Here is a 23,816-nt window from a genome sequence, read left to right as displayed (position 1 = left end):
ATTCGTGACCCCAATCGGCCCCCTGCCTTATGGCGGGCGGCACCGGTCCGGCAAACTTGTGATTGATCGCACTGTTTTGCATTCCGGCATGATGGGGACCACAGTCCCCCGGAGCATGTCGACAAGGAGAGATCTCGTGGACGACGTTCTGCGGCGCGCACCGCTCTTCGCGGCGCTCGATGACGAGCAGGCGGCCGAGCTGCGCGCCTCGATGGGAGAGGTCACGCTCGCCCGCGGCGACGCCCTGTTCCACGAAGGGGACCCCGGCGACCGCCTGTACGTGGTCACCGAGGGCAAGGTGAAGCTGCACCGCACTTCCCCGGACGGCCGGGAGAACATGCTCGCCGTCCTCGGCCCCGGAGAGCTGATCGGTGAGCTCTCGCTCTTCGACCCGGGCCCGCGTACGGCCACGGCCTCGGCCCTCACCGAGGTCAAGCTCCTCGGCCTGGGCCACGGCGACCTCCAGCCCTGGCTGAACGCCCGCCCCGAGGTGGCCACGGCCCTGCTGCGCGCGGTCGCCCGACGGTTGCGCAAGACCAACGACCAGATGTCCGACCTGGTCTTCTCGGACGTGCCGGGCCGCGTGGCCCGCGCCCTGCTCGACCTGTCACGCCGCTTCGGCGTGCAGTCCGAGGAAGGCATCCACGTCGTCCACGACCTGACGCAGGAGGAGCTGGCCCAGCTGGTGGGCGCCTCCCGCGAGACGGTCAACAAGGCGCTCGCGGACTTCGCGGGCCGCGGCTGGCTGCGCCTGGAGGCGCGCGCCGTGATCCTGCTGGACGTCGAGCGGCTGGCCAAGCGCTCGCGCTGACCCCTCGCCGACCTCCTGGAAGGGCCCCGCTCCGGCGGGGCCCTTCCGCATGGGCCCGCGGAAGCACCGGCGCCCTCTCGTAGGCGCCGGTCACCTCTCATGGGCCCGGCCGCCGGCCGCCTCCTCGCGGCCCCGGCCACCGGCCGCCGCGCCCTTCCCCGCCCCGTAATCAGGTCGCCACACCCCCCGCCCCTCGCCATAGTGGCGCCATGACGCGCGGCAGGGGACTGGACCGGGACGGCTGCTTCGTGCGGGAAGGCTCCCTGGACCGGGTGTCCGCGCCGTTCGCGCCCGTCGTGGCGGAGCTCGGCGCCCGGACCGGCGCGCGCTTCGGCCCCGGCCGCCTGCACAGCAGCTATCTCTTCGGCAGCGTCCCCCGGGGCACGGCCGTCCCTGGGGTCTCCGACCTCGACGCGCTGATCGCCCTGCGGGACGAGCCCACCGAGGCCGACCACGCTGCCGTCCGCGCGGTCGAGCGCGGCCTGGATGCCGCGTTCTGGCAGGTCAACGGCGTGGGAATCCTGCTGTTCGGCGTGGACCGGCTGCGCAGCGAGCGGGAGCGGTACGACCTCGGATGGTTCGTGGCCTGCCTGTGCACGCCGCTCGGCGGCCCGGACCTCGCCGCCGAGCTGCCCCGCTACCGCCCCACCTCACTCCTGGCCCGTGAGACCAACGGCGACCTCTTCCGCAGCCTGCCCGGTCTGCGCGAGCGGGCCGCCGCGGCCACTACGGAGGCCGAGCGCACCCGGCTGACCCGGGGTGTGGCGCGCCGCCTGGTACGCACCGGGTTCACCCTGGTCATGCCGCGCTGGGGCGGCTGGACGAGCGATCTGGGCGAGTCCGCCGAGGTGTTCGCCCGCTACTACCCGGCGCACGCCGAGCAGATGCGCGCCGCGGCACGCGCCGCCCGGGCGCCCGCCGCCCACCCGGAGCTGCTGGACGAGCTGCTCACCGGGCTCGGCCCCTGGCTGGCCGCCGAATACCTGGCCGTCCACGGGGCGAAGGCGGCCCCGCCGGGGGCGGGCTGACGCCGTCTCTCGGCCCGCCCGGGGCCCGTCCGCGCCCCGGGGCCCCGCCGCCCGCCGCCGGGCCGTCAGCTCTCGATCAGTCCGTGCTCGCCCAGGTAGTCCAGCTGTGCCCGCACCGACAGCTCGGCGGCCGGCCACAACGACCGGTCGACATCGGCGTAGACGTGCGCGACGACCTCCGCGGGCGCGCGGTGGCCCGCCTCGACCGCGGTCTCCACCTGGGCGAGCCGGTGTGCGCGGTGCGCCAGATAGAACTCCACCGCCCCCTGGGCGTCGTTCAGCACCGGCCCGTGTCCTGGCAGGACCGTCGTCACCCCGTCGTCGACCGTCAGGGAGCGCAGCCGGCGCAGCGAGTCCAGGTAGTCGCCGAGGCGTCCGTCGGGGTGCGCGACCACGGTGGTGCCGCGCCCGAGGATCGTGTCGCCGGTGAGGACGGCGCGGTCGGCCGGGAGGTGGAAGGAGAGCGAGTCGGCGGTGTGGCCCGGTGTGGGCACCACGCGCAGTTCCAGGCCTCCGGTGGTGATGACCTCGCCCGCTGCGAGCCCCTCGTCGCCCAGGCGCAGCGCCGGGTCCAGGGCCCGTACGGCCGAACGGGTCAGCTCGGCGAAGCGGGCGGCGCCGTCGGCGTGGTCGGGGTGACCGTGGGTCAGCAGGGTCAGCCCGATGCGCTTGCCGGCCCGTTCGGCGGTGTCGATGACGGCCTGCAGATGGCTCTCGTCGAGCGGCCCGGGATCGATGACGACGGCGAGATCGGAGTCCGGCTCGGCGACGATCCAGGTGTTGGTGCCGTCCAGGGTCATCGGCGACGGGTTCGGGGCGAGGACGCACCGGGCCCGCGCGCTCGCCTGCCCGGCGATCGCTCCGCCGCGCGGCTGTCCGGGGAGGGCGGATGCTTCGGTCATGCGGGGGTCCCTCCCGAGGAGCCGTCGCCGTCCCCGGGGGTACCGGTGCCGGACGGGGCGATGTGCTTGGTGAACTCGTCGTGTCCCGGCCAGCTCAGCTCGATCTCGCCGCCCACGAGGCGGGCCTGCGCCAATACGGGCGTCAGGTTCTGGGCCTCCGCGGCGCCCAGCGCGCCCGCGGCGGTGGCGTACGGCTGGAGGGAGCGCAGGGTCGCGATGGTCGGCGGCATCATCAGCAGCTCGCCGCGGTCGTAGCCGGCCGCGGCCTCCTCCGGCCGGATCCACACCGCGAGGTCCGCCTCGGTGGTGGCGCCGGGGGCCTCTCCCGGACCGGGGCCCGCCTCAGGTCCCTGGGGGAGGGTGTGCTGGCCCTCGGGGAGCGCCGCGACGAAGAACCAGGTGTCGTAGCGCCGCGGCTCGAACTCGGGGGTGATCCAGCGGGCCCAGGCGCCGAGCAGGTCGGCGCGCAGGACCAGGCCACGACGGGCCAGGAAGTCGGCGAAGGACAGCTCGTGGGCGACCAGGGCCGCGCGGTCGGCCTCCCAGTCCGCGCCGGTGGTGTCCGTGACGACCGTCTCGGCGGAGGTGCCGGCGAGCAGCACGCCCGTCTCCTCGAACGTCTCGCGGACCGCGGCACAGACGATGGTCTGCGCGGTGGCCGGATCGACGCCCATACGGACCGCCCACTGGGCGCGCGACGGGCCGGCCCAGGCGATCGGGCGCTCGTCGCGCGGATCGACGGAGCCCCCCGGATAGGCGTACGCGCCGCCCGCGAAGGCCATGGAGGTACGTCTGCGCAGCATGTGGACGGTGGGGCCGCCGGAGGCGGAGTCCCGCAGCAGCAGGACGGTGGCGGCCCGCCGGGGCTCGGCGGGGGTCAGCTCGCCGTTCGCGAGCGCCCGGATGCGGTCCGGCCACTCCGGTGGGTACCACTGGCCGTTGGTCGTGGACGACATGGCCGGATGCTATGCGCTCGCGCGCTGATGTTCGAGGGCGTCTTTCGCGCCGGAGGGCCCCTGCTGACGAGGGGCCCTCCGGCACACGGCACACGCTCGGGGCCGCGGAGCCCCTACGGGAGGGCTATTCGGCGATCTCGACCTGGATCTCGACCTCGACCGGGGCGTCCAGCGGCAGCACCGCCACGCCCACGGCGGACCGGGCGTGCACGCCCTTGTCCCCGAGGATCTCGCCCAGCAGCTCGCTGGCGCCGTTGAGGACACCCGGCTGGCCGGTGAAGTCCGGCGCGGAGGCCACGAAACCGACGACCTTCACGACCCGCTGGATCCTGTCGAGGTCGCCGACGACGGACTTCACGGCGGCCAGCGCGTTGAGCGCACAGGTCGCGGCGAGCTCCTTGGCCTGCTCGGCGCCGACCTCGGCACCGACCTTGCCGGTGACCGGCAGCGCGCCGTCCACCATCGGCAGCTGGCCGGAGGTGTACACATAGGCGCCGGAGCGCACCGCGGGCTGGTAGGTGGCCAGCGGCGGCACGACCTGCGGCAGCTTCAGCCCGAGCGCCGCGATCTTGTCCTCCGCCGCGCTCACGCCTTCTCCCGCTTCAGGTAGGCCACCAGCTGCTCGGGGTTGTTCGGGCCCGGCACGACCTGGACGAGCTCCCAGCCGTCCTCGCCCCAGGTGTCCAGAATCTGCTTCGTCGCGTGCACGAGGAGCGGCACGGTTGCGTATTCCCACTTGGTCATGGGGCGAGCGTAATGCCTGTCCACGGCGGCTGCGGACGCCGTCCGCCGCGGGGCGTCCCGCCCGTCCGGTGCGGCGTTCCGCGGGGCTCCCCGCAGACCCCTACGGAGCATCCCCGACCTTTCCCGGAGGGATCGCGGGCAGATTATCCGGGACCTCCCAGGCGTATCCCGTGCGTAGCCGGGACGCGGACTGGTTAGGCTCCTTTGCGTGAGCAGGCTCCATGTCGTCAGCGGCAAGGGCGGCACCGGCAAGACCACGGTCGCCGCCGCCCTCGCCCTGGCCCTGGCCACCGAGGGGCGCCGTACCCTCCTGGTCGAGGTCGAGGGCCGGCAGGGCATTGCCCAATTGTTCGAAACGGAAGCGCTTCCCTATGAGGAACGCAAGATCGCGGTGGGTCCGGCATCGGAGGGTGCCTCGCCGTGGGGATCCGCCCGGGCGGAGTCCGCGGGAGAGCCCTCCCGCGGCGGCAGACGGGCGGGCGGTGAGGTCCACGCCCTCGCCATCGACGCCGAACGCGCCCTTCTGGACTACCTCCAGATGTTCTACAAGCTCGGCAGCGCGGGCCGGGCGCTGAAGAAGCTCGGCGCCATCGACTTCGCCACGACCATCGCGCCGGGCCTGCGGGACGTCCTGCTGACCGGCAAGGCGTGCGAGGCGGTCCGCCGCAAGGACAAGAGCGGGAAGTTCGTCTACGACGCGGTCGTGATGGACGCCCCGCCGACGGGCCGCATCACCCGCTTCCTGAACGTCAACGACGAGGTCGCGGGACTCGCGAAGATCGGCCCGATCCACAATCAGGCACAGGCCGTGATGCGGGTCCTGAAGTCGCCCGAGACCGCGGTGCACCTGGTGACGCTCCTGGAGGAGATGCCCGTCCAGGAGACCGCGGACGGCGTCGCCGAGCTGCGCGCCGCCGGCATCCCCGTGGGCGGCGTCGTCATCAACATGACCCGCCCGGCCCTGCTGGACAACGGCGACCTCGACATCGCCGCCCGTGGCGCGCGTACGGGCGTCGCCAAGGCGCTCTCCGAAGCCGGCCTCGGGGGCGCCCGCCGCGGCGGCCTGGCGGACCGTCTGATCGACCCCCTGCTGGAGCAGGCGCGCGAACACGCCGAGCGGGTCGAGCTGGAGCGCGCCGAGTACGCCGAACTCTCCGCCCTCGGCCTGCCCACCTACGAGTTGGAGCTGCTCCCCGAGGGAGTGGACCTCGCCGGGCTCTACCACCTGGCGAGAGACCTGCGGAAACAGGGGCCCATATGACCTCGGACAACACGACGCTGGACGCCTCGGCCCCGCGGCTCGAGGTCGATGCGCTGATCGACGACCCGCACACCCGCATCGTGGTGTGCTGCGGCTCGGGCGGCGTCGGCAAGACCACGACCGCCGCGGCCCTGGGCGTACGCGCCGCCGAGCGCGGCCGCAAGGTCGTCGTGCTGACCATCGACCCGGCCAGGCGGCTGGCCCAGTCCATGGGGATCTCCGAGCTCGACAACGTCCCGCGCCGGGTCAAGGACGTCGACGAGCGCGCGGGCGGCGAACTCCACGCGATGATGCTGGACATGAAGCGCACCTTCGACGAGATCGTCGAGGGCCATGCGGATGCCGACCGGGCCCGCGCCATCCTGGAGAACCCCTTCTACCAGTCCCTGTCTGCCGGTTTCGCGGGCACACAGGAGTACATGGCCATGGAGAAGCTCGGCCAGCTCCGCGCGAACGACGAATGGGACCTGATCGTCGTCGACACCCCGCCGAGCCGCTCCGCGCTGGACTTCCTGGACGCGCCGAAGCGTCTCGGGTCCTTCCTGGACGGCAAGTTCATCCGGGTGCTGATGGCGCCGGCGAAGGTCGGCGGCCGGGCCGGCATGAAGTTCCTCAACGTCGGCATGTCGATGATGACCGGCACCCTCAGCAAGCTCATGGGCGGTCAACTCCTGCGCGATGTGCAGACGTTCGTGGCCGCGATGGACACCATGTTCGGCGGCTTCCGCACCCGCGCCGACGCCACCTACCGCCTGCTGCAGGCGCCCGGCACGGCGTTCCTCGTGGTGGCCGCGCCGGAGCGGGACGCGCTGCGCGAGGCGGCGTACTTCGTCGAGCGGCTGGCCGCCGAGCAGATGCCGCTGGCCGGCCTCGTGCTGAACCGGGTGCACGGCAGCGGCGCCGCCCAACTGAGCGCCGAGCGCGCCCTGGCGGCGGCGGAGGCCCTCACGGACCGCAGGGCGGAGGACACCCGCGCGGACGGCGCGCCGGACCCCTCGGCGGACTCCGGGGATGTCCCGGCCGCGGCGGACGACCCCGCCCCCGGCGCCGCCGCGGACGCCGACCGGGCTCCCGGCCGCGCAGAAAATAATCTTGAAAGCACCGGCATTGTGGATCTCGACGCCGGGAAGGCTGGACCACGTACCGCCGGCGGCCTCTCCCCCGCTGCCGCGGCGGAGCAGGTGACACCCACGTCAGCCTCGGCGGCGCAACTGGCCGCCGGGCTGCTACGACTGCACGCGGAACGCATGCAGGTCCTCGCGCGCGAACGTCGCACGCGGGACCGCTTCACCGCGCTGCATCCCGAGGTTCCGGTGACAGAGGTCGCCGCGCTGCCCGGCGATGTCCATGACCTCGCGGGGCTGCGTGCCATCGGCGACCGCCTGGCGCTGAACCCCACCGACACCGACGACCCCACGGCATCCGACCAGGGCTCCGACGACTGAGCGGTACGCGCGACCGGCCCGGCCGCCCACCCAAGGCGCCCAGCACCACGCACCCAGCACCCACCACCCTCACGAACGCTCACGCTCCGGCATGTGGCATGGCACATCACAGCCCGGCACGCGGCACGCCGGACAACAGCACGCCCGTACACCTCGCCTACCCCCTCGACATCCCAACTCCCGGATGCCTCAAGAACACTGATGGCACGTCACCACTCGACGACCAGAACGCGCCACCAGCCGAACCTTCCCGGCCGAATTCACCGGCCGGACCTGCGGGCCACGGGCCGGGGCCCGTGACTCCCCTCCTACCCGACCGCGGCGAACTCGTCGAAGATCTCGTCCTCGCAGTCCAGCGGCAAGATGCCCGTGCTGCGCTCGTATTCCGTGCGCGCGGTCTCCAGCAGCCGGCGCCATGACGTCACCGTCGGGCGGCGACGCAGCAGCGCCCTCCGCTCGCGCTCGGTCATCCCGCCCCACACGCCGAACTCCACCCGGTTGTCCAGGGCATCGGCCAGGCATTCCGTGCGTACCGGACATCCGGTGCACACCGCCTTGGCGCGGTTCTGCGCCGCCCCTTGTACGAACAGTTCATCCGGATCGGTAGTGCGGCAGGCTGCCTGTGCACTCCAGTCGGTTACCCAGCTCATGCTGGCGCCGTCCTCTCCCGAATCGAGGCTCCCCCACGGCGGCAATCGGCATATTCACCGTTGCCAGTTGAGGACGTTACGGAAGGCAGGCAGGGCGCAACACCCCCTTCGGGCCCAATCTTGAATGGCCCGAACGGACTATGCGTATGCGGCAGATCACCCAACGGAGTGACCGAACGGCATACATCACTTTGCACACAAGGCAGGACAGTTCCCTGCCCTGACACGGGGTTTCTCTCGACACACACGGGTACGTGGGGGCGCGACCCGCGGGAGGAGGGGGTTGACGAACTCAGGCGTAACCGTTCAGCTGTGGTAGCTGAGAACAGGCTAGGCGAACAGGTGCGCCCCTGTCCGGCGATTGAGAACGTAGGCTGCCCTCATGCCTAAGAAGCGCGACGGCGGGGGTCAGTCCAAGACTCAGCAGGCCGCCAAGTTCCTCGGTGTCAGCGTCCTGGCCGGAGCGGTGCTCGCCGGCCTCGCGCTCCCGGCGGCCGGGGCGCTGGGCCTGACCGCCAAGGGATCGGTCGAGGGTTTTGACGACATCCCGGCGAACCTCAAGACGCCACCGCTCAGCCAGCGGACCAGGATTCTGGACTCCCAGGGCGGCGAGATCGCCAAGGTCTACTCCCGTGACCGTACGGTCGTCGGCCTCAAGGACATGTCGCCGTACATCCGGAAGGCGATCGTCGCGATCGAGGACGCACGCTTCTACCAGCACGGCGCCATCGACCTGAAGGGCATCCTGCGGGCGCTCAACAAGAACGCCCAGTCCGGAGCCGTCTCCCAGGGCGCCTCGACGCTGACCCAGCAGTACGTGAAGAACGTCTTCATCGAGGAAGCGGGCGACAACCCGGACAAGGTCGCGCAGGCCACCCAGCAGACCCTCGGCCGCAAGGTCAAGGAGCTCAAGTACGCGATCCAGGTCGAGAAGGAACTCGGCAAGCGGAAGATCCTGCAGAACTACCTCAACATCACGTTCTTCGGGCAGCAGGCCTACGGGATCGAGGCGGCCGCCCAGCGCTACTTCAGCAAGCACGCCAAGGACCTGAACCTGGGGGAGTCGGCGCTGCTGGCGGGCATCGTCCAGTCGCCCAGCCGCTACGACCCGCTCAACGACCCGCAGGAGGCCACGCGGCGGCGCAACACCGTGCTGCAGCGGATGGCCGACGTGAAGGACATCACCCGGGAACAGGCCGACGCGGCCGCCAAGAAGCCGATCAAGCTCGCGGTCAGCCGCCCCAAGAACGGCTGCATCACCGCCACCCACGGCGCCGGCTTCTTCTGCGACTACATCCGCACGGCCTTCCTCGGCGACAAGTCGTTCGGCAAGAGCCGCAAGGTCCGCCTGAAGCGCTGGAACGAGGGCGGCATGACCATCCGCACCACCCTCGATCCGCAGACCCAGAAGTCGGTACAGGCGTCGCTCAAGGACCACGTCTACGAGGACGACCCGGTCGCCTCCGCGGCCACCATCGTCGAACCGGGCACCGGGAAGATCCTCGGCATGGGCCAGTCGCGCCCGTACGGCTTCCGCGAGAACGAGACCGTGATCAACCTCTCGGTGAACCACGACATGGGCGGCGGCGCCGGCTACCTGCCCGGTTCGACCTTCAAGCCGGTGGTCGCGGCCGCCGCGCTGGAGCAGGGGACGGATCCGGAGCAGGAGTACCCGTCGCCGTACCGGATGCCGTATCCCAGCCCGGTGCAGACCTGCGACGGCGCATGGCAGGGCAACGGCTCCGAGAACGTCGAGAACGAGAACAAGGAAGAGGTCGGCCCGTACGCCATGAAGGAGGCGACCGCGAAGTCGGTCAACACCTACTTCGTGCAGCTGATCAGCGACATCGGCGTCTGCCCCGTGGTCAGCATGGCGCAGAAGATGGGCATCGAGCGGGCCGACGGCAAGCCGCTGCAGCAGGTCCCGTCGATGACGCTCGGCACCCAGGAGATGTCGCCGCTCACGATGGCGGCCGGGTACGCCGCCTTCGCCGGCGGCGGCCGGTACTGCTCGCCGGTGGCCATCGAGTCGATCACCGACGCGCGCGGCCGGTCGCTGAAGGTCCCGCAGACCAGCTGCCGCACCGCGATGTCCAAGAAGACCGCGGACACGATCAACACCCTGCTCAAGGGCGTGGTCGAGGACGGCACCGGCAAGGAGGCCGGGCTCAAGGGCCGCGACAGCGCGGGCAAGACCGGCACCACCGACAGCCGCTACGCCGCCTGGTTCGTCGGCTACACGCCCAACGCGGCCGGCGCGGTCTGGGTCGGCGACCCGCAGCACAAGCGCAAGATGTACGACATCACCATCGGCGGCGTCCCCCACGACAAGGTCTACGGCGCGGACACCCCCGGCCCCATCTGGCGCGACGCCATGTCCGGCGCGCTGGCCGACCGGCCCGCGCCCACCCTGCCCACCGTCGCGATCGACGATCCCGCCAAGGACAAGGCCCAGGGCGACGAGGGCGGCAAGGGCCGCGGCAAGCACAAGCCCGGCCGCGGCGGCGACAACAAGCCGGGCGGCGGATGGCACATCCCCGGCTTCCCGGACATCCTGGGCGGCGGCAACGGGGGTTGGTGAGCGGTCGCCGGTGCGCGGCGGCCGGCGAACGGCCTCCGGCGCGGGGCGACTTGCGCCGCCCGGGCCCGCGCGGGCCGTCCGTACGACGAAGAAGGACGGCGGCCCGCACGGCGAAGGGCGCCCGCCCGTACGGCGAAGGACGCCGGCCACTACGGCCGCAGGGCACCGGCCCGCACCACGGACGATGAGGGGCGCCCCACCATGGGGGCGCCCCTCACTCTTCCCGCAAGGACTCCGTCCGGCGGGTCAGCCGGCGAGCAGCTTCTTCACCACGGCGGCGACCCGGCCGCCCTCGGCACGGCCCGCCACCTGCGGGTTGACGATCTTCATGACGGCGCCCATCGCCCGCGGGCCCTCGGCACCGGCGCCCTTCGCCTCCGCCACGGCCGCCGCGACCAGCTGCTCCAGCTCCTCGTCGGTCAGCTGCTTGGGCAGATAGTCGGCGAGCACCTCGCCCTCGGCGCGCTCCCGCTCGGCCGACTCCCCGCGGCCGCCCTTCTCGAAGGCGTCCGCGGCCTCCCGGCGCTTCTTCGCCTCCCGCGTGATGATCTTCTCGACCTCGCCGTCGGACAGCTCGCGCGCCTCGGTGCCCGCGACCTCCTCCTTCTGGATCGCGGTCAGCGTGAGACGGAGGGTGGAGGAGCGCAGCTCATCGCGCGCCCTGATCGCGTCGGTGAGGTCGTCCTGCAGCTTGGACTTGAGCGTGGTCATGCCGTCGAGTATGCCCCCACCCACCGACAACCGCCGCGCCTTTTCCCCCCGGCGCCGCCATGCCGCCACCGCGCCGGGCGGCTCCCACCCGCTGCATCCACCCCCCGCACTCTGCGACGATGGGTGCATGCGCGCGCGATACGGAGTACCCCTGACCCTGACCGCAGTCGGCGCGGCCGGCCTGGCCTACGCCGCCGGCTTCGAAGTCCGCTCCTTCCGCCTCCGACGCGTCACCGTGCCCGTACTGCCCCGCGGCATGCGGCCGTTGCGCGTCCTGCAGGTCTCCGACATCCACATGGTCAGCGGGCAGCGCAAGAAGCAGCGCTGGCTGCAGTCGCTCGCCGGGCTGCGCCCCGACTTCGTCATCAACACGGGAGACAACCTCTCCGACACCGAGGGCGTCCCCGAGACACTGGACGCGCTCGGCCCGCTGATGGAGTTCCCCGGCGCCTACGTCTTCGGCTCCAACGACTACTACGGCCCCAAGCTGCGCAATCCCGCCCGCTACCTCATCGAGCGGGCCCAGGGCCGCCACGGCCTCAACGGCAACGCACCCGCCGTGGGCGTCGTCCACAACCCGTGGGAAGAGCTGCGCGACGCCTTCGACGCGGCCGGCTGGGTCGGCCTGTCCAACTCCCGCGGCCGCCTCAAGCTGGAGGGCATCGAGATCGCCCTGACCGGCCTGGACGACCCGCACATCAAGCGGGACCGCTACGCCGAGGTCGCCGGCGGCCCGGAATCCGGCGCCGATCTCTCCCTGGCCGTGGTCCACGCCCCCTATCTGCGCTCCCTGGACGCCTTCACCGCCGACGGCTATCCGCTGATCCTGGCCGGCCACACCCACGGCGGCCAGCTCTGCATCCCCTTCTACGGCGCCCTGGTCACCAACTGCGACATCGACACCGACCGGGTGAAGGGCCTCTCCACCCACACCGCCGCCGGCCACACCTCCTACCTCCACGTCTCCGCAGGCTGCGGCACCAACCGCTACACCCCGGTCCGCTTCGCCTGCCCCCCGGAGGCGACGCTGCTCACCCTGACGGCGCGGGACTGAGGGGGCGGGGGCGCGGGGCGTCCCCTCTCTTCCCCGGTCCGGTCTCTTCCCCGGTCCCGTCTCTTCCCCGGTCCCGTCTCTTCCTCAGTCCGGCGGGCTGGGGCTCCGGGTCCTCTTGGAGGCATCGCTCCGGGGGGCCACGGGTCCCTGGCCTTCCGGAAGCCATCGCTCCGCCTGATTCCCGCCGGCCCGGTTCCGGCTCGGGCATCCCCGCCCGAGCGGTCCTCGCCCGAGCGGTCCTCGCCCGAGCGGTCCTCGGTCGAGCGGTCCTCGGTCGAGCGGGCTGCTGCCGTCCCGAGCGAGGAGGTCGCCGGAGTGCGGGCCCCTGGGGCTATGGCCGGGGGGCGGTATCCCTGCTGCGACCTCGGGTGGCGGCTTCGCCGGGCTACGACCTCGGACGGGCGGTTCCCGAGCTACGGCCCCGGGTGGCAGTGCTTCGGGACTGCGACCTCGGGGTGGCCCTACTCCCGGACTGCGACCCCCGGCTCCCCCGGGCTACGGGCCTCGGATGGGCGGTTCCTCGGACCGCGAGCCGGGGGGTAGCTCCCCCGGGCTGCGCCTCCGGGGGCAGCTCCGAGCCGGTCCACGGCCTGGGGGCGGCACCCCCGTCCGGACTGGACTGCGCCCGCGGGCCTTGGGACTCGGGACCCGGGCCTGGGGACCCGGGCCTGGGGACCCGGGACCCGGGACTCGGGACCCGGGACTCGGGACTCGGCCCCGAACGAACACGTCCCCCCGGGCGCTTCGCCCCTTCGGAAGGCCCCAGCCTGACCCCGGTCCGGACAGCGCTCCGACCCCACCCCGGCCCCACTCTTCACCGCACTCCGGTCCGCTCCCAATCACCCCCACTGGGCCCCCACCGGAGGGCTGCCGGAGGGCTGCCGGAGGGCTGCCGGAGGGCTGCCGACGGGCTGCCGACGGGCTGCCCGTGAGGCTGCCCGCGGGACCGCCGAAGCGCTCCGCCCGCGAGAATGCGGGCGCGGCCGCCGTACGCAAAAGCGGCCGGGGCCTTTGCCGAACGGGGTCTCCCACCGCTGTTGATCATCCCCGTAACGTGGAGGGATGTCCGATCCCACCCGGACCTCGCAGTCCACGCGCCATGCCACCGACCCGGCCGGCGCCGCCGCCCGCACCCCGGCAGCGGCCGTCGCCCCCACGAGCCGCCACCCCCTGGCCGCCGCCTTCCGCCTCCTGATCACCGCCGCCGCCCTGACCGGGCTCGTCCTGGCGGCCCTCGGCACCACGGTCCCGGTCCAGCTCCTCGCCCGCTTCTCCGTGCAGGCCAACCTCGCCGCGGCAGTGGTCGCCGCCTGCTCCGCCCACCGCGCCTGGACCGGCCGCCGCCCCGTGAGCCCCCGCGTCACCGGCGCCCTGTTCCCCTTCCTCTTCCTCCCCGCCCTCCTCCACTACGCCTTCCCGGCCGCCCACACCGCCTTCACGCTGCCCGCCACGACTCCCGGCGCCGCCCAAGCCGTCTCCCACCAGCTCCTCTACACCCTCACGCCCCTCGCCACCCTCGCCGACTGGCTGCTGCTCACCACCCCTCGCGGCTTCCACCTGTCGTACGCCTGGCAGTGGCCGGCCTACCCCCTGCTCCACCTCGCCTTCGCCCTCGCCCTCCCCGCCGCCACCGGCGCCCCCTCCCCCACCGCCGCCACCGCCCTCCCCCTCGCCGTGGCCATCTGCGCCCTCCCCTTGATCGCCATCGGGGTCGACCAGGTCAGGCCCGCTCCCCGGCTCCACAACAACCGGATTTCACCTACGGGGATCAGTCCGCTAAAGTAGAGCTCGTTGCTTCGGGGTGTAGCGCAGCTTGGCAGCGCGCTTCGTTCGGGACGAAGAGGTCGTGGGTTCAAATCCCGCCACCCCGACTGAAGAAACACAGGTCAACGGCCTGATCCTCACTGAGGATCAGGCCGTTGCTGTTTCTCCCTGCCCTCTTGGGAGAAACCTGGGAGAAGATCTTGGAATTCGTCTCCGAGCGGCGCCTATCGCCACCCCGCCAAGCGGGCCTGTAGCAACTCATTGACCACGGCGACGGGTGACGTAGGACACATTGCGAGCCGCGCGTCCAGTACCTCCCCCACTCCCGTGTCAGACCTGCCATCAGCTCTTCACACATCCGCCGTGTGAAGTGGGTGTAGCGAACCTGCACCGAGCCGTCCAGGTGCCCCCGTACCGGACCTCGCGGCTACGGCTGGCAAGCAGCGGCACGGGACGCGCTCCTGCGGCGCCTTCTTCGGTTTCCATCCCGAGGCGGCCGACGTGAGCGGCCAGGTGGCGAACCCGTTTCGCCACCAATGGGCCGCCTAGTCCACGGCGCCCCGCCTCGGGTGAATCCGAGCGCGGTGATTGCTTCCTGAACCGCTACTCTTCTCACTTCGCTCACGGCGGCGGGTCGGTTGAGAACGTTGGACACCGTGCCGGTGGAGACGCCAGCACGCCTTGCCGCATCGATCGGCTTCGCTTCGGCCTCTCCGGTACACGGCATAACCGCCCCGGGTGGCATAGGTCTTGCCGTGGCGCGGGCAGGCCGTCGGTCGCCACCCGACGTGCGCGGTGCGCGTTTAACGACGCACTCGATGCCGGTGGGCCGCAGGTACGTGCTCACGATGGACGCCGGCCGCTGACACCGGACTTCCCTGAGCCCCCGAGCCACCCGTGCGTCGAAGGTGACTATGGACAAGCCCCATGAAAGCAGCGCCATAGCCACGAATGGTTCCAGAGGATATGTCTGAACTAACGGGCCTTCAGCTACATCAACACAGCGCCTACGCTGGCCCCATGAGAGGGGCCGCAATTGGCGGCGCCTCAATCACGGGGACGAGGCCTTTCTCTCCAAGGTGGGCAGCCTGGATGATCTTGAGCACGCTCCTCGGACTCGCGCCAGACTCCCACCCGGTGCGCTCAAGTTGCTCTTGAACTCCAGGTAGGCGTCCGCAGCATGTGGAAGTTCTGGTGCCAGCCCCTCACCAGCACTTGCGGAGCACTCAGCCTTGGAGGGCGCTGAGGGCATTCCTTCAGCGTCGGACGCCTCCAGTGATGGGGCTCTTGGTCCCGAGGATTCAGGGAATCCGCAAGCTTCGCCGCTGACCGCCAGGGAGAACACCACGGAGCCTGCGCCATGAACCTTCTGCTGCACACAGTCCACGTCTCGCACTTGGCAGCGATGGGCTCTGTCTGCGTGGCCGCGTCCTTATACGGACTCAAGGTCACCCTGGGACACAAAGCTGCGTCGGCGTCGCTCTTCGTTCCCCTACGTACTCAGCAATCGCCAGACGCTGAGATGCGTCTCCGCATGGTCACTTGGGGAACTGTTGATGCATTCAGTCACACAGAGGAAAAGGGCCACGCGAACCGACACCGGCACCTTTATGCATGCTTGCTTCCCTGTGGAGGTCAGCATTCGCCCTCTTCGGGCCGTAACGACCCGTCTTGCCCCCTACTGCTTCGCCAGCAACCAGGGAAGAGCCACTGCTCTGTCTATGACGCGGCGTCTGCCAGCAGCTCCGACACTCAGACGCTGGCAGACGATCTTAATCCAGCCAGTCAGCACAGTAGGGCGAATCCCTGCTGCGCTGCCGGCGTCACTCGCCCCCGACCTGGTCTACAACAGAGGAAATTTCCCTCACCAGATCGGCGCCTGAGCTGATGGATTCCGTTGCGATTGGCGCTGCCTGATTGAAGAATACGCACGCCGCAAGCAATGCCAGAAACCCGGACTTCCAGCGGCTCGCCGACTCCGGGCGCGGATCTACCAGCACTGCCGATGCCTGAGTCAGGGACCCGATCACCCCGTTGGCCTCTTGTGCGACTCGTGCGCCGCCAAATAGGTCGACATGCTCGATTAGCCAAATCAGGTGGCGGACTTGAGAAATCAGGCCGTCCCTCATCGGCCCGTTAAGCTCTTCTTCACTCATCGCACTAAGCAGGTCAACCCATTCGTGACATTGCTTCGCCATCTCATCAAGGTCACCGCTCCGAGGCGCAGCGTCGGAGCCCACAAGGTTTCCCGAGATGAGCTCCGCTGTTGATTCAAGGTGATCGAGGGCGTTCTGGTCTATCAGGCCATGGGCGGGGCGATTAGTGTCCGTCCAGGCAGCCTGAGGCTGCATCACGGCGATCCACCACGCATTGATGTGGCGTTCTGATCGCAACCTCGATCGCTCCGGTAGTGCATTGAGTTGCCGAAGAGTGAGTTGCAAAAGCGCAACGACCTCTGAATGTCGTCGCGCAAACTCAGGACTGTCCCAAGGGGCGTCGAGTACCCGAGCCCACCCTGCCGCATATGAGGTCTTCCCCGAATCGCGCACATCGCGAAGGAGCGTGTACAGGTGATGTGCCGCGGTGTTTTCGTTCGAGAAGCTCATCCATTCCCCCTTGCTGATCCCGCACCCTTGGTAACGCTGCGTGCGGGCCAAGGTACCATCGGCCGGCGCCTGCCTCCACACTCTCGCGTATCGGCAGGCATTCCCAAGCCGTTCTCTACGGATCTCTGTTATCTCGCGTGCCGACGTGGCTCGAGCGGTACGCTCGACCTCCCTGCCTAGCTAGCAAAGGAACGCGAATGGCCATCATCAAGCAGGCGGCGCGCCAGACCCTGGGGCAACTGATTGGGGCGAACAACCCAGTCGTCACTGTGCCTGACGATAGCCAGCGTCAATATTCCTGGACCAAGAAGGAGGTTGATGTCTATTGGGGAGACATCATGAAGTTCAAGGAATCTCGCGACAGTGGCAAGGAATCGGCTTCTGAATACTTCATTGGCCCGGTAGTCACAATCACGGCAGACTCCGTTCAGGGGCGCTCCCTTCTCGACGGTCAGCAGCGGCTGACTACGTCAACGATCCTGCTGGCGGCAATTCGAGACATCTTGTGGCAGATGAAATCCCCCGAAAGCATGTCAAGTGCAAATAACATCCAGAGGGACTACATCGCGCGCAAGTCTGGCCGCAAGGAGCCCATGGAGTACTTCCTCGTTCTCTCTCTTTTCGATCGCGACTTTTTTCGCGACAACATTCAAGACTGGAGTGAAATTACAGGTGAATGTTCGAAAATTGAGGGCGCCACTCGCCCCTCTCATAAACTAATTCAGGACGCGTACAGCAACTTCCACAACAAGATCACTTTCCTCCTACAGCGCCACCCAGAAGACGACTCCCGGCTGGACTTCCTGGATTCTTTGCGTGAATGTTTGATCAATGGTCTGGTTTTCGTTGAGATCCAGACTCCCAATTCGAGCGACGCAAACGAAGTATTCGAAACGATTAACTCCCGCGGGAAAGACCTATCAACGGTAGACCTAGTCCGCAACTTCCTGATGGAAAAGAGCACTGGGGACCATGAAAAGTACCGCGTGAATGATGCGTGGCGGTCACTGCTTGACGACTTTGAGCGGCGCGAGGAAATCGAGAAATTCTTGCGCCACTTCTGGGTTTCAAGGCATGGCGATGTCAAGTCGCATAGCCTCTATACAACAATCCGAAAAGACCTAACGGTTCATTTCGATAAGCGCCCTCAGCGCTATGGGGTCGGGGCCTTTTCTGCTGAGCTTGAAGGTGCCGCTGGAAGGTACGCAGAACTCATCACGGGAAGTACTGGCCACGGAGAATTTGATGCCTCCCTTGGTGAGATCAAAGCAATGGGTGCCGACGCGCTATATCCGCTCTTGCTGTCCGCCTCCGAGAGCACTTCATACGACGGCCTTCAGCAGCTAGTGGATGCCGCGATCAGTTACTACGTTCGATGGACGATGGTTGGCCGCCGGGAGTCCACTCTTCTCGAGGAAAACATATTCGACATAGCTAAAGGGCTGTATAGGGGTGATTCTATAGAGTCAGCGTTGCAGAAAATTGTTGCCTGGATTCCGGACGATGAGACATTCAAGTCCGACTTTTCTGAAGCTTCGATTTCCAAGCAGTCTCAGGCACGTTACCTGCTCGCGAAGATCGAACATTTCTTGCGTGCGGAAAATGACGTCAGCGAAGAAGTGGTTCTGGGTGACGGGAAAGTGTACGTAGAAAACATTTACCCTCACAAGCCAGAAAAGGGGTCGATGCTAGATGATCACGATGCCTGGGTGGGGCGACTGGGCAACCTGACACTTTTGGCAGGTAAGAAGAAAAGTGATCTGAGCAACCAGCCGTTTCCGGAAAAGGAGCACCTTTATTCAGGTTCTGCGCTACTGGTGTCCTCCCATACGAAGGTCGAGTCGCTCTGGGACCGTGCCAAGGCCGAGTGGCGCGTGGAGGGCATCGAAGCGCGGCAGATGAATCTGGCAAGCGTCGCGCTCAACGTCTGGCCAAGCTTCGGTAGTTTGTGAAGCTGCTTGCGCAGACTTCCGTGACCTCCAAGCTGCAAGGGCTAGCGCCAGACTCGCTCCAGCGACTGACATCAAGGCGAGCGCACGCCGGCAGATACCAGACAGGCTGCACGGTGACCTCCGAGCTCCCGCGGACAGTCGCAGGCTGGGCCGGCACCCGGCTCGGACCAGATGAGCTCGCTTCTCACTTGGGAGACACCTAGGAGGAGTTCTTCTCCCGCCCTCTCGTGCAGCTGTACCGCCGTCACCTGCAAGAAGCGCCTTGAAGGCAAGGTGGGCTCACCCCCGAACCTGATGCGGGACGAAGAGGTCGTGGGTTCACATCCCGCCACCCCGACTGAAGGAACACAGGCAAGGGCCTGATCCTCACTGAGGATCAGGCCCTTGTCGTATCTCCCCTGCCGCATCGGGCGGTGCGTGACGCGGAACACATCTCCAGGTGGGCGTCCAACGCTTCTTCGTGTTCCCGTGTCAGACCTGCCATCAGGTCCTCCCGCATCCGTTGAGTGGCGGCAACAGGCCGGTGCCTCTGTGCGGAAGGGGCCGGGTCGTGGTCGCGGAGTGGAGAGTTGAGGTGGGCTGCGCGGCGCGGGCGGGAGTCAGCGTATGGGATCGCGGCGGTCCGTGGTGTGCGGCTGCGTGATCTTTGTGCCAGGCGGCCCATCGGCGCGCACTCGCTCTTCGGCCAGCGCCCCGCCGGCTCCACCACCCCGCCCCCCGCCGCGCCATTCGCCACCGGTCCCTCCCCACGTGGGGACCGGTGCCGAACGGCGCGGGCGGTGTCGGTCCGCGCCGGTGGGCGCGGAGCGGGAACGGCCGGAGCCGTGGTCGGCGCGGGTGCCGTCCGGACGGGCGGCTCCGCGAGGCTCCCGGCTCGGGTGCCGGGCCGCGGGCCTCGCATCGGCTCGTGACTTCGGCGGACGGCGACTGACAAGATGCGTCGGAAGTCGTCGGTCGGAGAGGTGAGCCGGTGGCCTGTCCGGGTGGTGCCCGGTTGCTGCGCTGCTGCTCGGTGATCCTGCCAGCTATGGCTCCGGGCGAGGAGGATCCGGTGCCGGACGGACGGCTTCGCCGCAGGTCAGGCCGTTAAGGTGAGTTTTCCGGTCCGGATGTCCAGGTGCGGGGGAAGTAAGGGGTGGAGACCTTGAGTTCCGACTCAGGGGCGCGCACAGCCTTCGCGGAGCGTCTCGCGCTGCTGTACAAGGAGGCCGGCAACCCTCCGCTCAAGAAGGTGGCCGAGTCGGTCGTCCGGCTGCAGCGGGTCGACGAACGAGGGCGGCCCGTACGGGTGTCCGTGCAGCGGATCAGCGACTGGCGCCGGGCCAGAAACGTGCCCGCCCAGTTCACCGCGCTCGCCGCGGTGCTGCACATCCTGATCCCGCAGGCCCGGCGGCTGCGGCCCGCTCCGGTGTCCGCCGGTCTGTACGACGTGGCCGAGTGGCAGCGTCTGTGGGAGCGGGCGGTCGGCGACCGTGCCGCGGCCCCGGCGGAAGAGGAGGGGCGTCCGCCGGCCGAGGAGCCGGCGACCCCCGTCGTGTGCCCGTACCGCGGGCTGGCTTCGTACCGTCAGCAGGACGCCCGGTGGTTCTTCGGCCGGGAGCGGTGCACCGCCGCCCTCGTCGCCCAACTGCGCGCGACGGAGGGGACGGGGGGCCTGGTGATGCTCGTGGGCGCCTCGGGGGCCGGGAAGTCCTCGCTGCTGAACGCCGGCCTGGTGCCCGCCCTGCGGAACGGCGCACCCGGCGGCGAGGACGGCCGGGGGCGGAGGGTGCTGCAGCTCGTGCCGGGAGGCGATCCGCTCGCGGAGCTGACCTCCCGGATACCGGAGCTGGCGCAGGTCCTCGCCGCCGCGGGGGAATCAGCCGCGCAGGACCCCGGAACCGGGCACTTCGCGCATGCGGTGCGGGAGGCCGTCGCGGCCTGGGCGGGGCGCGGGACGCCCGCCGCCGCCCGGCCGGTCATCATCGTGGACCAGTTCGAGGAGGCGTTCACGCTCTGCTCCGACGAGGCCGAGCGGCGCACCCTCTTCCAGGTCCTCCACGCGGCGTGCACGCCCGCCGAGCCGGGCGCCCCGGCCCCCGTGCTCGTCGTCCTCGGCATACGCGCCGACTTCTACGAGCAGTGCCTGGGCCATCCCGAACTCGCCGACGCGCTGCAGCACCGGCACATGGTGCTCGGGCCGCTGACCACCGCCGAGCTGCGCGAGGCGGTGACCGGGCCGGCCAAGGCCGTGGGCCTGGAACTCGAACCGGGACTGGCCGAGCTGATCGTCCGGGAGGTGAGCGCCGACCGTTCCGGCGGGACCCATGACGCGGGGGTGCTGCCGCTCCTGTCCCATGCCCTGCTCGCCACCTGGCAGCGCCGGAAGGCGGGACGGCTGACGCTGGCCGGCTACCGCGCGGCGGGCGGCATCCAGGGAGCGGTGGCGGCCACCGCCGAGCGGGCCTGGTCCGGTCTCGACCCGACCGCGCGCACGGCCGCGCGCCTGCTCCTCCTGCGGCTCGTCCGGCTGGGCGAGGACACCCAGGCCACCCGCCGGCGGGGGACGCGGCGCCAGCTGGCGGAGGAGTCGACGGACCCCCACAAGACGGAGGAATCGCTCGAAGCGCTGGTGCACGCCCGCCTGGTGACGCTCGACGCGGACGCCGTGGAGATCACCCATGAGGCGCTGCTGCACGCCTGGCCGCGGCTGCGCGACTGGATCGACGAGGACCGGAGCGGCAATCTGCTGCGCCAGCGGCTGGAGGAGGACGGCAGGGCCTGGGAGAACTCCCACCGCGACGCCTCGCTCCTCTACCGGGGTTCGCGTCTGGAACAGGCCCGTACCTGGGCGAAGTCCGCCGGCGACACCTATCTGACCCGGAGCGCGGTGGACTTCCTGGCCGCCTCGGCCAAGCTGCGCAAGCGCACGGCGTGGATCAGCCGCGGCGCGGTGTCGGCGCTGGCCGTGCTGGCGGTCGTGGCCGCCGGATCGGCGGTGGTCGCGTGGCAGCAGCGGGACGACGCGGTGTTCTCGCAGGTGCTCGCCGAGGCCGATCGCGTCCAGGGCACGGATCCGTCGTTGTCCGCCCAGCTCGACCTGGTGGCACACCGCTTGCGGCCGGACGACAAGGGCACCCGCAACCGGTTGATCTCGACGGCGAACGCGCCGCTGGCCACGCCGCTGGCCGGCCACACCGGCGCCGTCTACCTCACCGCGTTCCACCCGGGCGGACGGATCCTGGCCACCGCGAGCTACGACCGCACGGTCCGGCTGTGGGACGTGGCGGACCCGACGCGTCCCACACCCCTGGGCAAGCCCCTCACCGGGCACACGAGCTGGGTGAGCACCGCCGTCTTCAGCCCGGACGGACGCACCCTCGCCAGCGCTTCGGACGACGGCACGATCCGGCTGTGGGACGTGCGCGACCCCCGCCGGCCGCGCCCGATCGGTGCGCCCCTGACCGGCCACGACGGCACGGTCTTCCTGCTCGCCTTCAGTCCGGACGGGCACACGCTGGCCACCGGCAACGAAGATCACACCGTCCGTCTGTGGAACGTGGCCGACGCGCGCCGGCCGAGGAGCCTCGGTGTCCTGAAGGGCCACACCGCCGCCGTGCGCGCCGTGGCGTTCGGCCCCGACGGGCGGACGCTGGCGTCCGGTGGCGACGACAACACGATCAGGCTGTGGGACACGGCCGATCCGCGCCATCCGGCGCCGGTCGGCCCGGTGCTGAAGGGCCACAAGGGCACGGTGCACTCCGTGGCCTTCAGCCCCGACGGCCGCACCCTCGCCAGCGGCAGCGACGACACCACCATCCGGCTCTGGGACGTGGCCGCCCCGCGGCACGCCGCGCCCCTCGGTGCGGCGCTCACCGGCCACACCGGCCCCGTGTGGTCGGTGGCCTTCCGGCCGGACGGACGGATGCTCGCCGCCGCCAGCGCGGACAACACGGCCAGCATGTGGAACGTCGGCAATCCGGCCTACCCGTCGCAGGTCGGCGAGCCGCTCGCCGGCAGCAGCGGCGAGATGTACACCCTGGCCTTCAGCCCCGACGGGCGGACCCTCGCCACCGGGAGCGGCGACAACAAGGCCCGCCTCTGGTCCGTACCGGCGTCGGACATGACCGGTCGCAGCGGGACGTTCCGCCCGGACGGTCGGGTGCTCGCCACGGCCGCGCGCGACCAGCGGATCCGGCTGTGGGACGTGCGGGCTCCCCGGCGGCCCGCCCTGCTGGGCAGGCCCTTGCGGCCCGGGAAGGGGGACGCGCGGGCGATGGCGTTCTCCCCCGACGGCCGCACGCTCGCGGTGCGGACGGGAATCCGCACCCTGCGCCTGTGGGACGTCACCGACCCGGCGCGGCCCGTCCCCTACGGGCCGCCCGTCACGCTGCGGACCAGGTACTCGGACGCCCTCGCCTTCAGCCCGGACGGCCGCACCCTGGCAACCGCCTACGACGACCGCACCATTGCGCTGTGGGACGTCCGTGACCCGTCCCGTCCGCTGCGGCGCGGCGGGCTCCTCACCGGGCACAAGGGCTATGTCAACTCCCTCGTCTTCAGCCCGGATGCCCGCACGCTCGCCAGCGGCAGTGCCGACAGCACCATCCGGCTCTGGAACGTGGCCGACCCGCGTCACGTCGGCCGGCTCGGCGCACCGCTCAAGGGGCACCTGGGCCCCGTCAACCGGCTCGCCTACAGTCCCGACGGCCGTACGCTGGCCAGCGGCAGCGACGACAACACGGTCCGGCTCTGGAACGTCGCCGACCCCCGCACAACCACCCGCCTCTCCACCCTCACGGGCCACACCGAGGCGATCGTGTCGCTGACGTTCAGCCAGGACGGCCGCACCCTGGCGAGCGGCGGCAACGACGACACGGTCCGGCTCTGGAACGTCACCCAGCCCGCCAAGGCGGCTCCCATCGGCCAGTCGATGAGCCCCAAATCCACAACGGGCAATTTCCTGTCGTTCCGCCCCAGGAGCCACATGCTCACGGTGTCGAGCGGCGCCGATACGGTCCGGCTGTGGAACCTGGACGCCGACGAGGCGATCCACCGCATCTGCGCGACCACCCGGGGCGTCCTGACGCCGGAGAAATGGCACGAGTACCTGCCCCGCCTCCCGTACACGCCGTCGTGCGACGGGTGACGGAGCCGGGGCGCCGCCCGCCGCGTGCCGTCGGGCGCCGGGCGAGCGGCCCCGGCCGGCTCCGCGGGCACCCTTTGCTCCCGGATTCCACCCCTTGATGCACCACGCTGCGTGATCCCGCTCACAAACCCCCGATGGAGCCGGGCAGTTGGCTCCCACCGGACAAGCAGCCTTGTTAATCTTGGTGTCAGCCCGATCGCTGGTGCATCCCCCGTCGCCAGCG

At 70.1% G+C, this 23,816-nt stretch carries 17 protein-coding genes and 1 tRNA gene; 10 read left to right on the top strand and 8 right to left on the bottom strand.

Going from position 1 to position 23,816, the window contains the following annotated elements; genetic code table 11:
* Positions 1–136: 136 nt before the first annotated feature.
* Together AB0411_RS10245 and AB0411_RS10240 are read left to right on the top strand one after the other, a co-directional pair.
* Positions 137–811: a Crp/Fnr family transcriptional regulator gene (locus AB0411_RS10245; protein WP_006604164.1), complete on the top strand. Its 675-nt coding sequence runs from the start codon at positions 137–139 to the stop codon at positions 809–811.
* A 209-nt stretch (positions 812–1,020) separates the two neighbouring features.
* A complete protein-coding gene (locus AB0411_RS10240) occupies positions 1,021–1,839 on the top strand; it encodes a nucleotidyltransferase domain-containing protein (RefSeq protein ID WP_366416793.1) in 819 nt (272 codons plus the stop codon).
* A 65-nt stretch (positions 1,840–1,904) separates the two neighbouring features.
* Here AB0411_RS10240 and AB0411_RS10235 read toward each other — a convergent pair whose 3' ends face one another.
* The 4 genes from AB0411_RS10235 to AB0411_RS10220 all read right to left on the bottom strand — a co-directional run bounded on the left by AB0411_RS10235 (position 1,905) and on the right by AB0411_RS10220 (position 4,441).
* Complete coding sequence (locus AB0411_RS10235; RefSeq protein WP_366416792.1) at positions 1,905–2,741, bottom strand: MBL fold metallo-hydrolase; 837 nt, start codon at positions 2,739–2,741, stop codon at positions 1,905–1,907.
* Positions 2,738–3,697 carry an NUDIX hydrolase gene (locus AB0411_RS10230; protein ID WP_366416791.1) on the bottom strand — a complete coding sequence of 320 codons (960 nt, stop codon included), beginning with the start codon at positions 3,695–3,697 and terminating at the stop codon, positions 2,738–2,740. The genes AB0411_RS10235 and AB0411_RS10230 overlap by 4 nt, the downstream gene beginning before the upstream one ends.
* Before the next feature lie 124 nt (positions 3,698–3,821).
* The gene (locus AB0411_RS10225) at positions 3,822–4,286 is read right to left on the bottom strand and encodes a RidA family protein (protein ID WP_366416790.1); all 465 of its coding nucleotides are present in this window, start codon (positions 4,284–4,286) and stop codon (positions 3,822–3,824) included.
* Positions 4,283–4,441, bottom strand: coding sequence for a DUF4177 domain-containing protein (locus AB0411_RS10220; RefSeq protein WP_003967454.1), 159 nt, complete (start codon positions 4,439–4,441; stop codon positions 4,283–4,285). Before AB0411_RS10220 ends, AB0411_RS10225 begins: the two co-directional genes overlap by 4 nt.
* A gap of 208 nt (positions 4,442–4,649) precedes the next feature.
* Here AB0411_RS10220 and AB0411_RS10215 point away from each other — a divergent pair, with 208 nt between their 5' ends.
* Together AB0411_RS10215 and AB0411_RS10210 are read left to right on the top strand one after the other, a co-directional pair.
* Entirely contained in the window at positions 4,650–5,702 is a 1,053-nt protein-coding gene (locus AB0411_RS10215; protein ID WP_366416789.1) for an ArsA-related P-loop ATPase, read from the top strand.
* Complete coding sequence (locus tag AB0411_RS10210; protein ID WP_366416788.1) at positions 5,699–7,147, top strand: ArsA family ATPase; 1,449 nt, start codon at positions 5,699–5,701, stop codon at positions 7,145–7,147. The genes AB0411_RS10215 and AB0411_RS10210 overlap by 4 nt, the downstream gene beginning before the upstream one ends.
* Before the next feature lie 308 nt (positions 7,148–7,455).
* On the opposite strand, the gene AB0411_RS10205 is transcribed toward AB0411_RS10210, so the two are convergent.
* Entirely contained in the window at positions 7,456–7,797 is a 342-nt protein-coding gene (locus AB0411_RS10205; protein WP_088799104.1) for a WhiB family transcriptional regulator, read from the bottom strand.
* Positions 7,798–8,179: 382 nt separating this feature from the next.
* Here AB0411_RS10205 and AB0411_RS10200 point away from each other — a divergent pair, with 382 nt between their 5' ends.
* The gene (locus tag AB0411_RS10200; RefSeq protein WP_366416787.1) at positions 8,180–10,378 is read left to right on the top strand and encodes a transglycosylase domain-containing protein; all 2,199 of its coding nucleotides are present in this window, start codon (positions 8,180–8,182) and stop codon (positions 10,376–10,378) included.
* A gap of 246 nt (positions 10,379–10,624) precedes the next feature.
* Here the strand turns inward: AB0411_RS10200 and AB0411_RS10195 are convergent, their stop codons facing one another.
* Entirely contained in the window at positions 10,625–11,089 is a 465-nt protein-coding gene (locus tag AB0411_RS10195; RefSeq protein WP_366416786.1) for a GatB/YqeY domain-containing protein, read from the bottom strand.
* A 127-nt stretch (positions 11,090–11,216) separates the two neighbouring features.
* Here AB0411_RS10195 and AB0411_RS10190 point away from each other — a divergent pair, with 127 nt between their 5' ends.
* The 3 genes from AB0411_RS10190 to AB0411_RS10180 all read left to right on the top strand — a co-directional run bounded on the left by AB0411_RS10190 (position 11,217) and on the right by AB0411_RS10180 (position 14,014).
* Complete coding sequence (locus AB0411_RS10190; RefSeq protein ID WP_366416785.1) at positions 11,217–12,143, top strand: metallophosphoesterase; 927 nt, start codon at positions 11,217–11,219, stop codon at positions 12,141–12,143.
* Between the two features lie 1,062 nt (positions 12,144–13,205).
* On the top strand, positions 13,206–13,928 hold the full coding sequence (locus tag AB0411_RS10185; protein WP_366416784.1) for an integral membrane regulator: 723 nt from the start codon (positions 13,206–13,208) through the stop codon (positions 13,926–13,928).
* A gap of 12 nt (positions 13,929–13,940) precedes the next feature.
* Positions 13,941–14,014, top strand: a tRNA-Pro gene (locus AB0411_RS10180).
* Between the two features lie 320 nt (positions 14,015–14,334).
* On the opposite strand, the gene AB0411_RS10175 is transcribed toward AB0411_RS10180, so the two are convergent.
* Both AB0411_RS10175 and AB0411_RS10170 read right to left on the bottom strand, forming a co-directional pair.
* Positions 14,335–14,634: a LacI family DNA-binding transcriptional regulator gene (locus AB0411_RS10175; RefSeq protein ID WP_366416943.1), complete on the bottom strand. Its 300-nt coding sequence runs from the start codon at positions 14,632–14,634 to the stop codon at positions 14,335–14,337.
* Between the two features lie 1,096 nt (positions 14,635–15,730).
* Positions 15,731–16,513, bottom strand: coding sequence for a hypothetical protein (locus AB0411_RS10170; protein WP_366416783.1), 783 nt, complete (start codon positions 16,511–16,513; stop codon positions 15,731–15,733).
* Positions 16,514–16,710: 197 nt separating this feature from the next.
* Between AB0411_RS10170 and AB0411_RS10165 the strand changes: the two genes are divergently transcribed.
* Both AB0411_RS10165 and AB0411_RS10160 read left to right on the top strand, forming a co-directional pair.
* The gene (locus tag AB0411_RS10165) at positions 16,711–18,465 is read left to right on the top strand and encodes a DUF262 domain-containing protein (protein ID WP_366416782.1); all 1,755 of its coding nucleotides are present in this window, start codon (positions 16,711–16,713) and stop codon (positions 18,463–18,465) included.
* 1,135 nt (positions 18,466–19,600) lie between these two features.
* Complete coding sequence (locus AB0411_RS10160) at positions 19,601–23,593, top strand: nSTAND1 domain-containing NTPase (RefSeq protein WP_366416781.1); 3,993 nt, start codon at positions 19,601–19,603, stop codon at positions 23,591–23,593.
* The last annotated feature ends 223 nt before the right edge of the window (positions 23,594–23,816 follow it).

Source organism: Streptomyces angustmyceticus (assembly GCF_040701845.1).
Classification (GTDB): domain Bacteria; phylum Actinomycetota; class Actinomycetes; order Streptomycetales; family Streptomycetaceae; genus Streptomyces; species Streptomyces angustmyceticus_A.
This window is presented reverse-complemented; position numbering and strand designations above follow the sequence as displayed.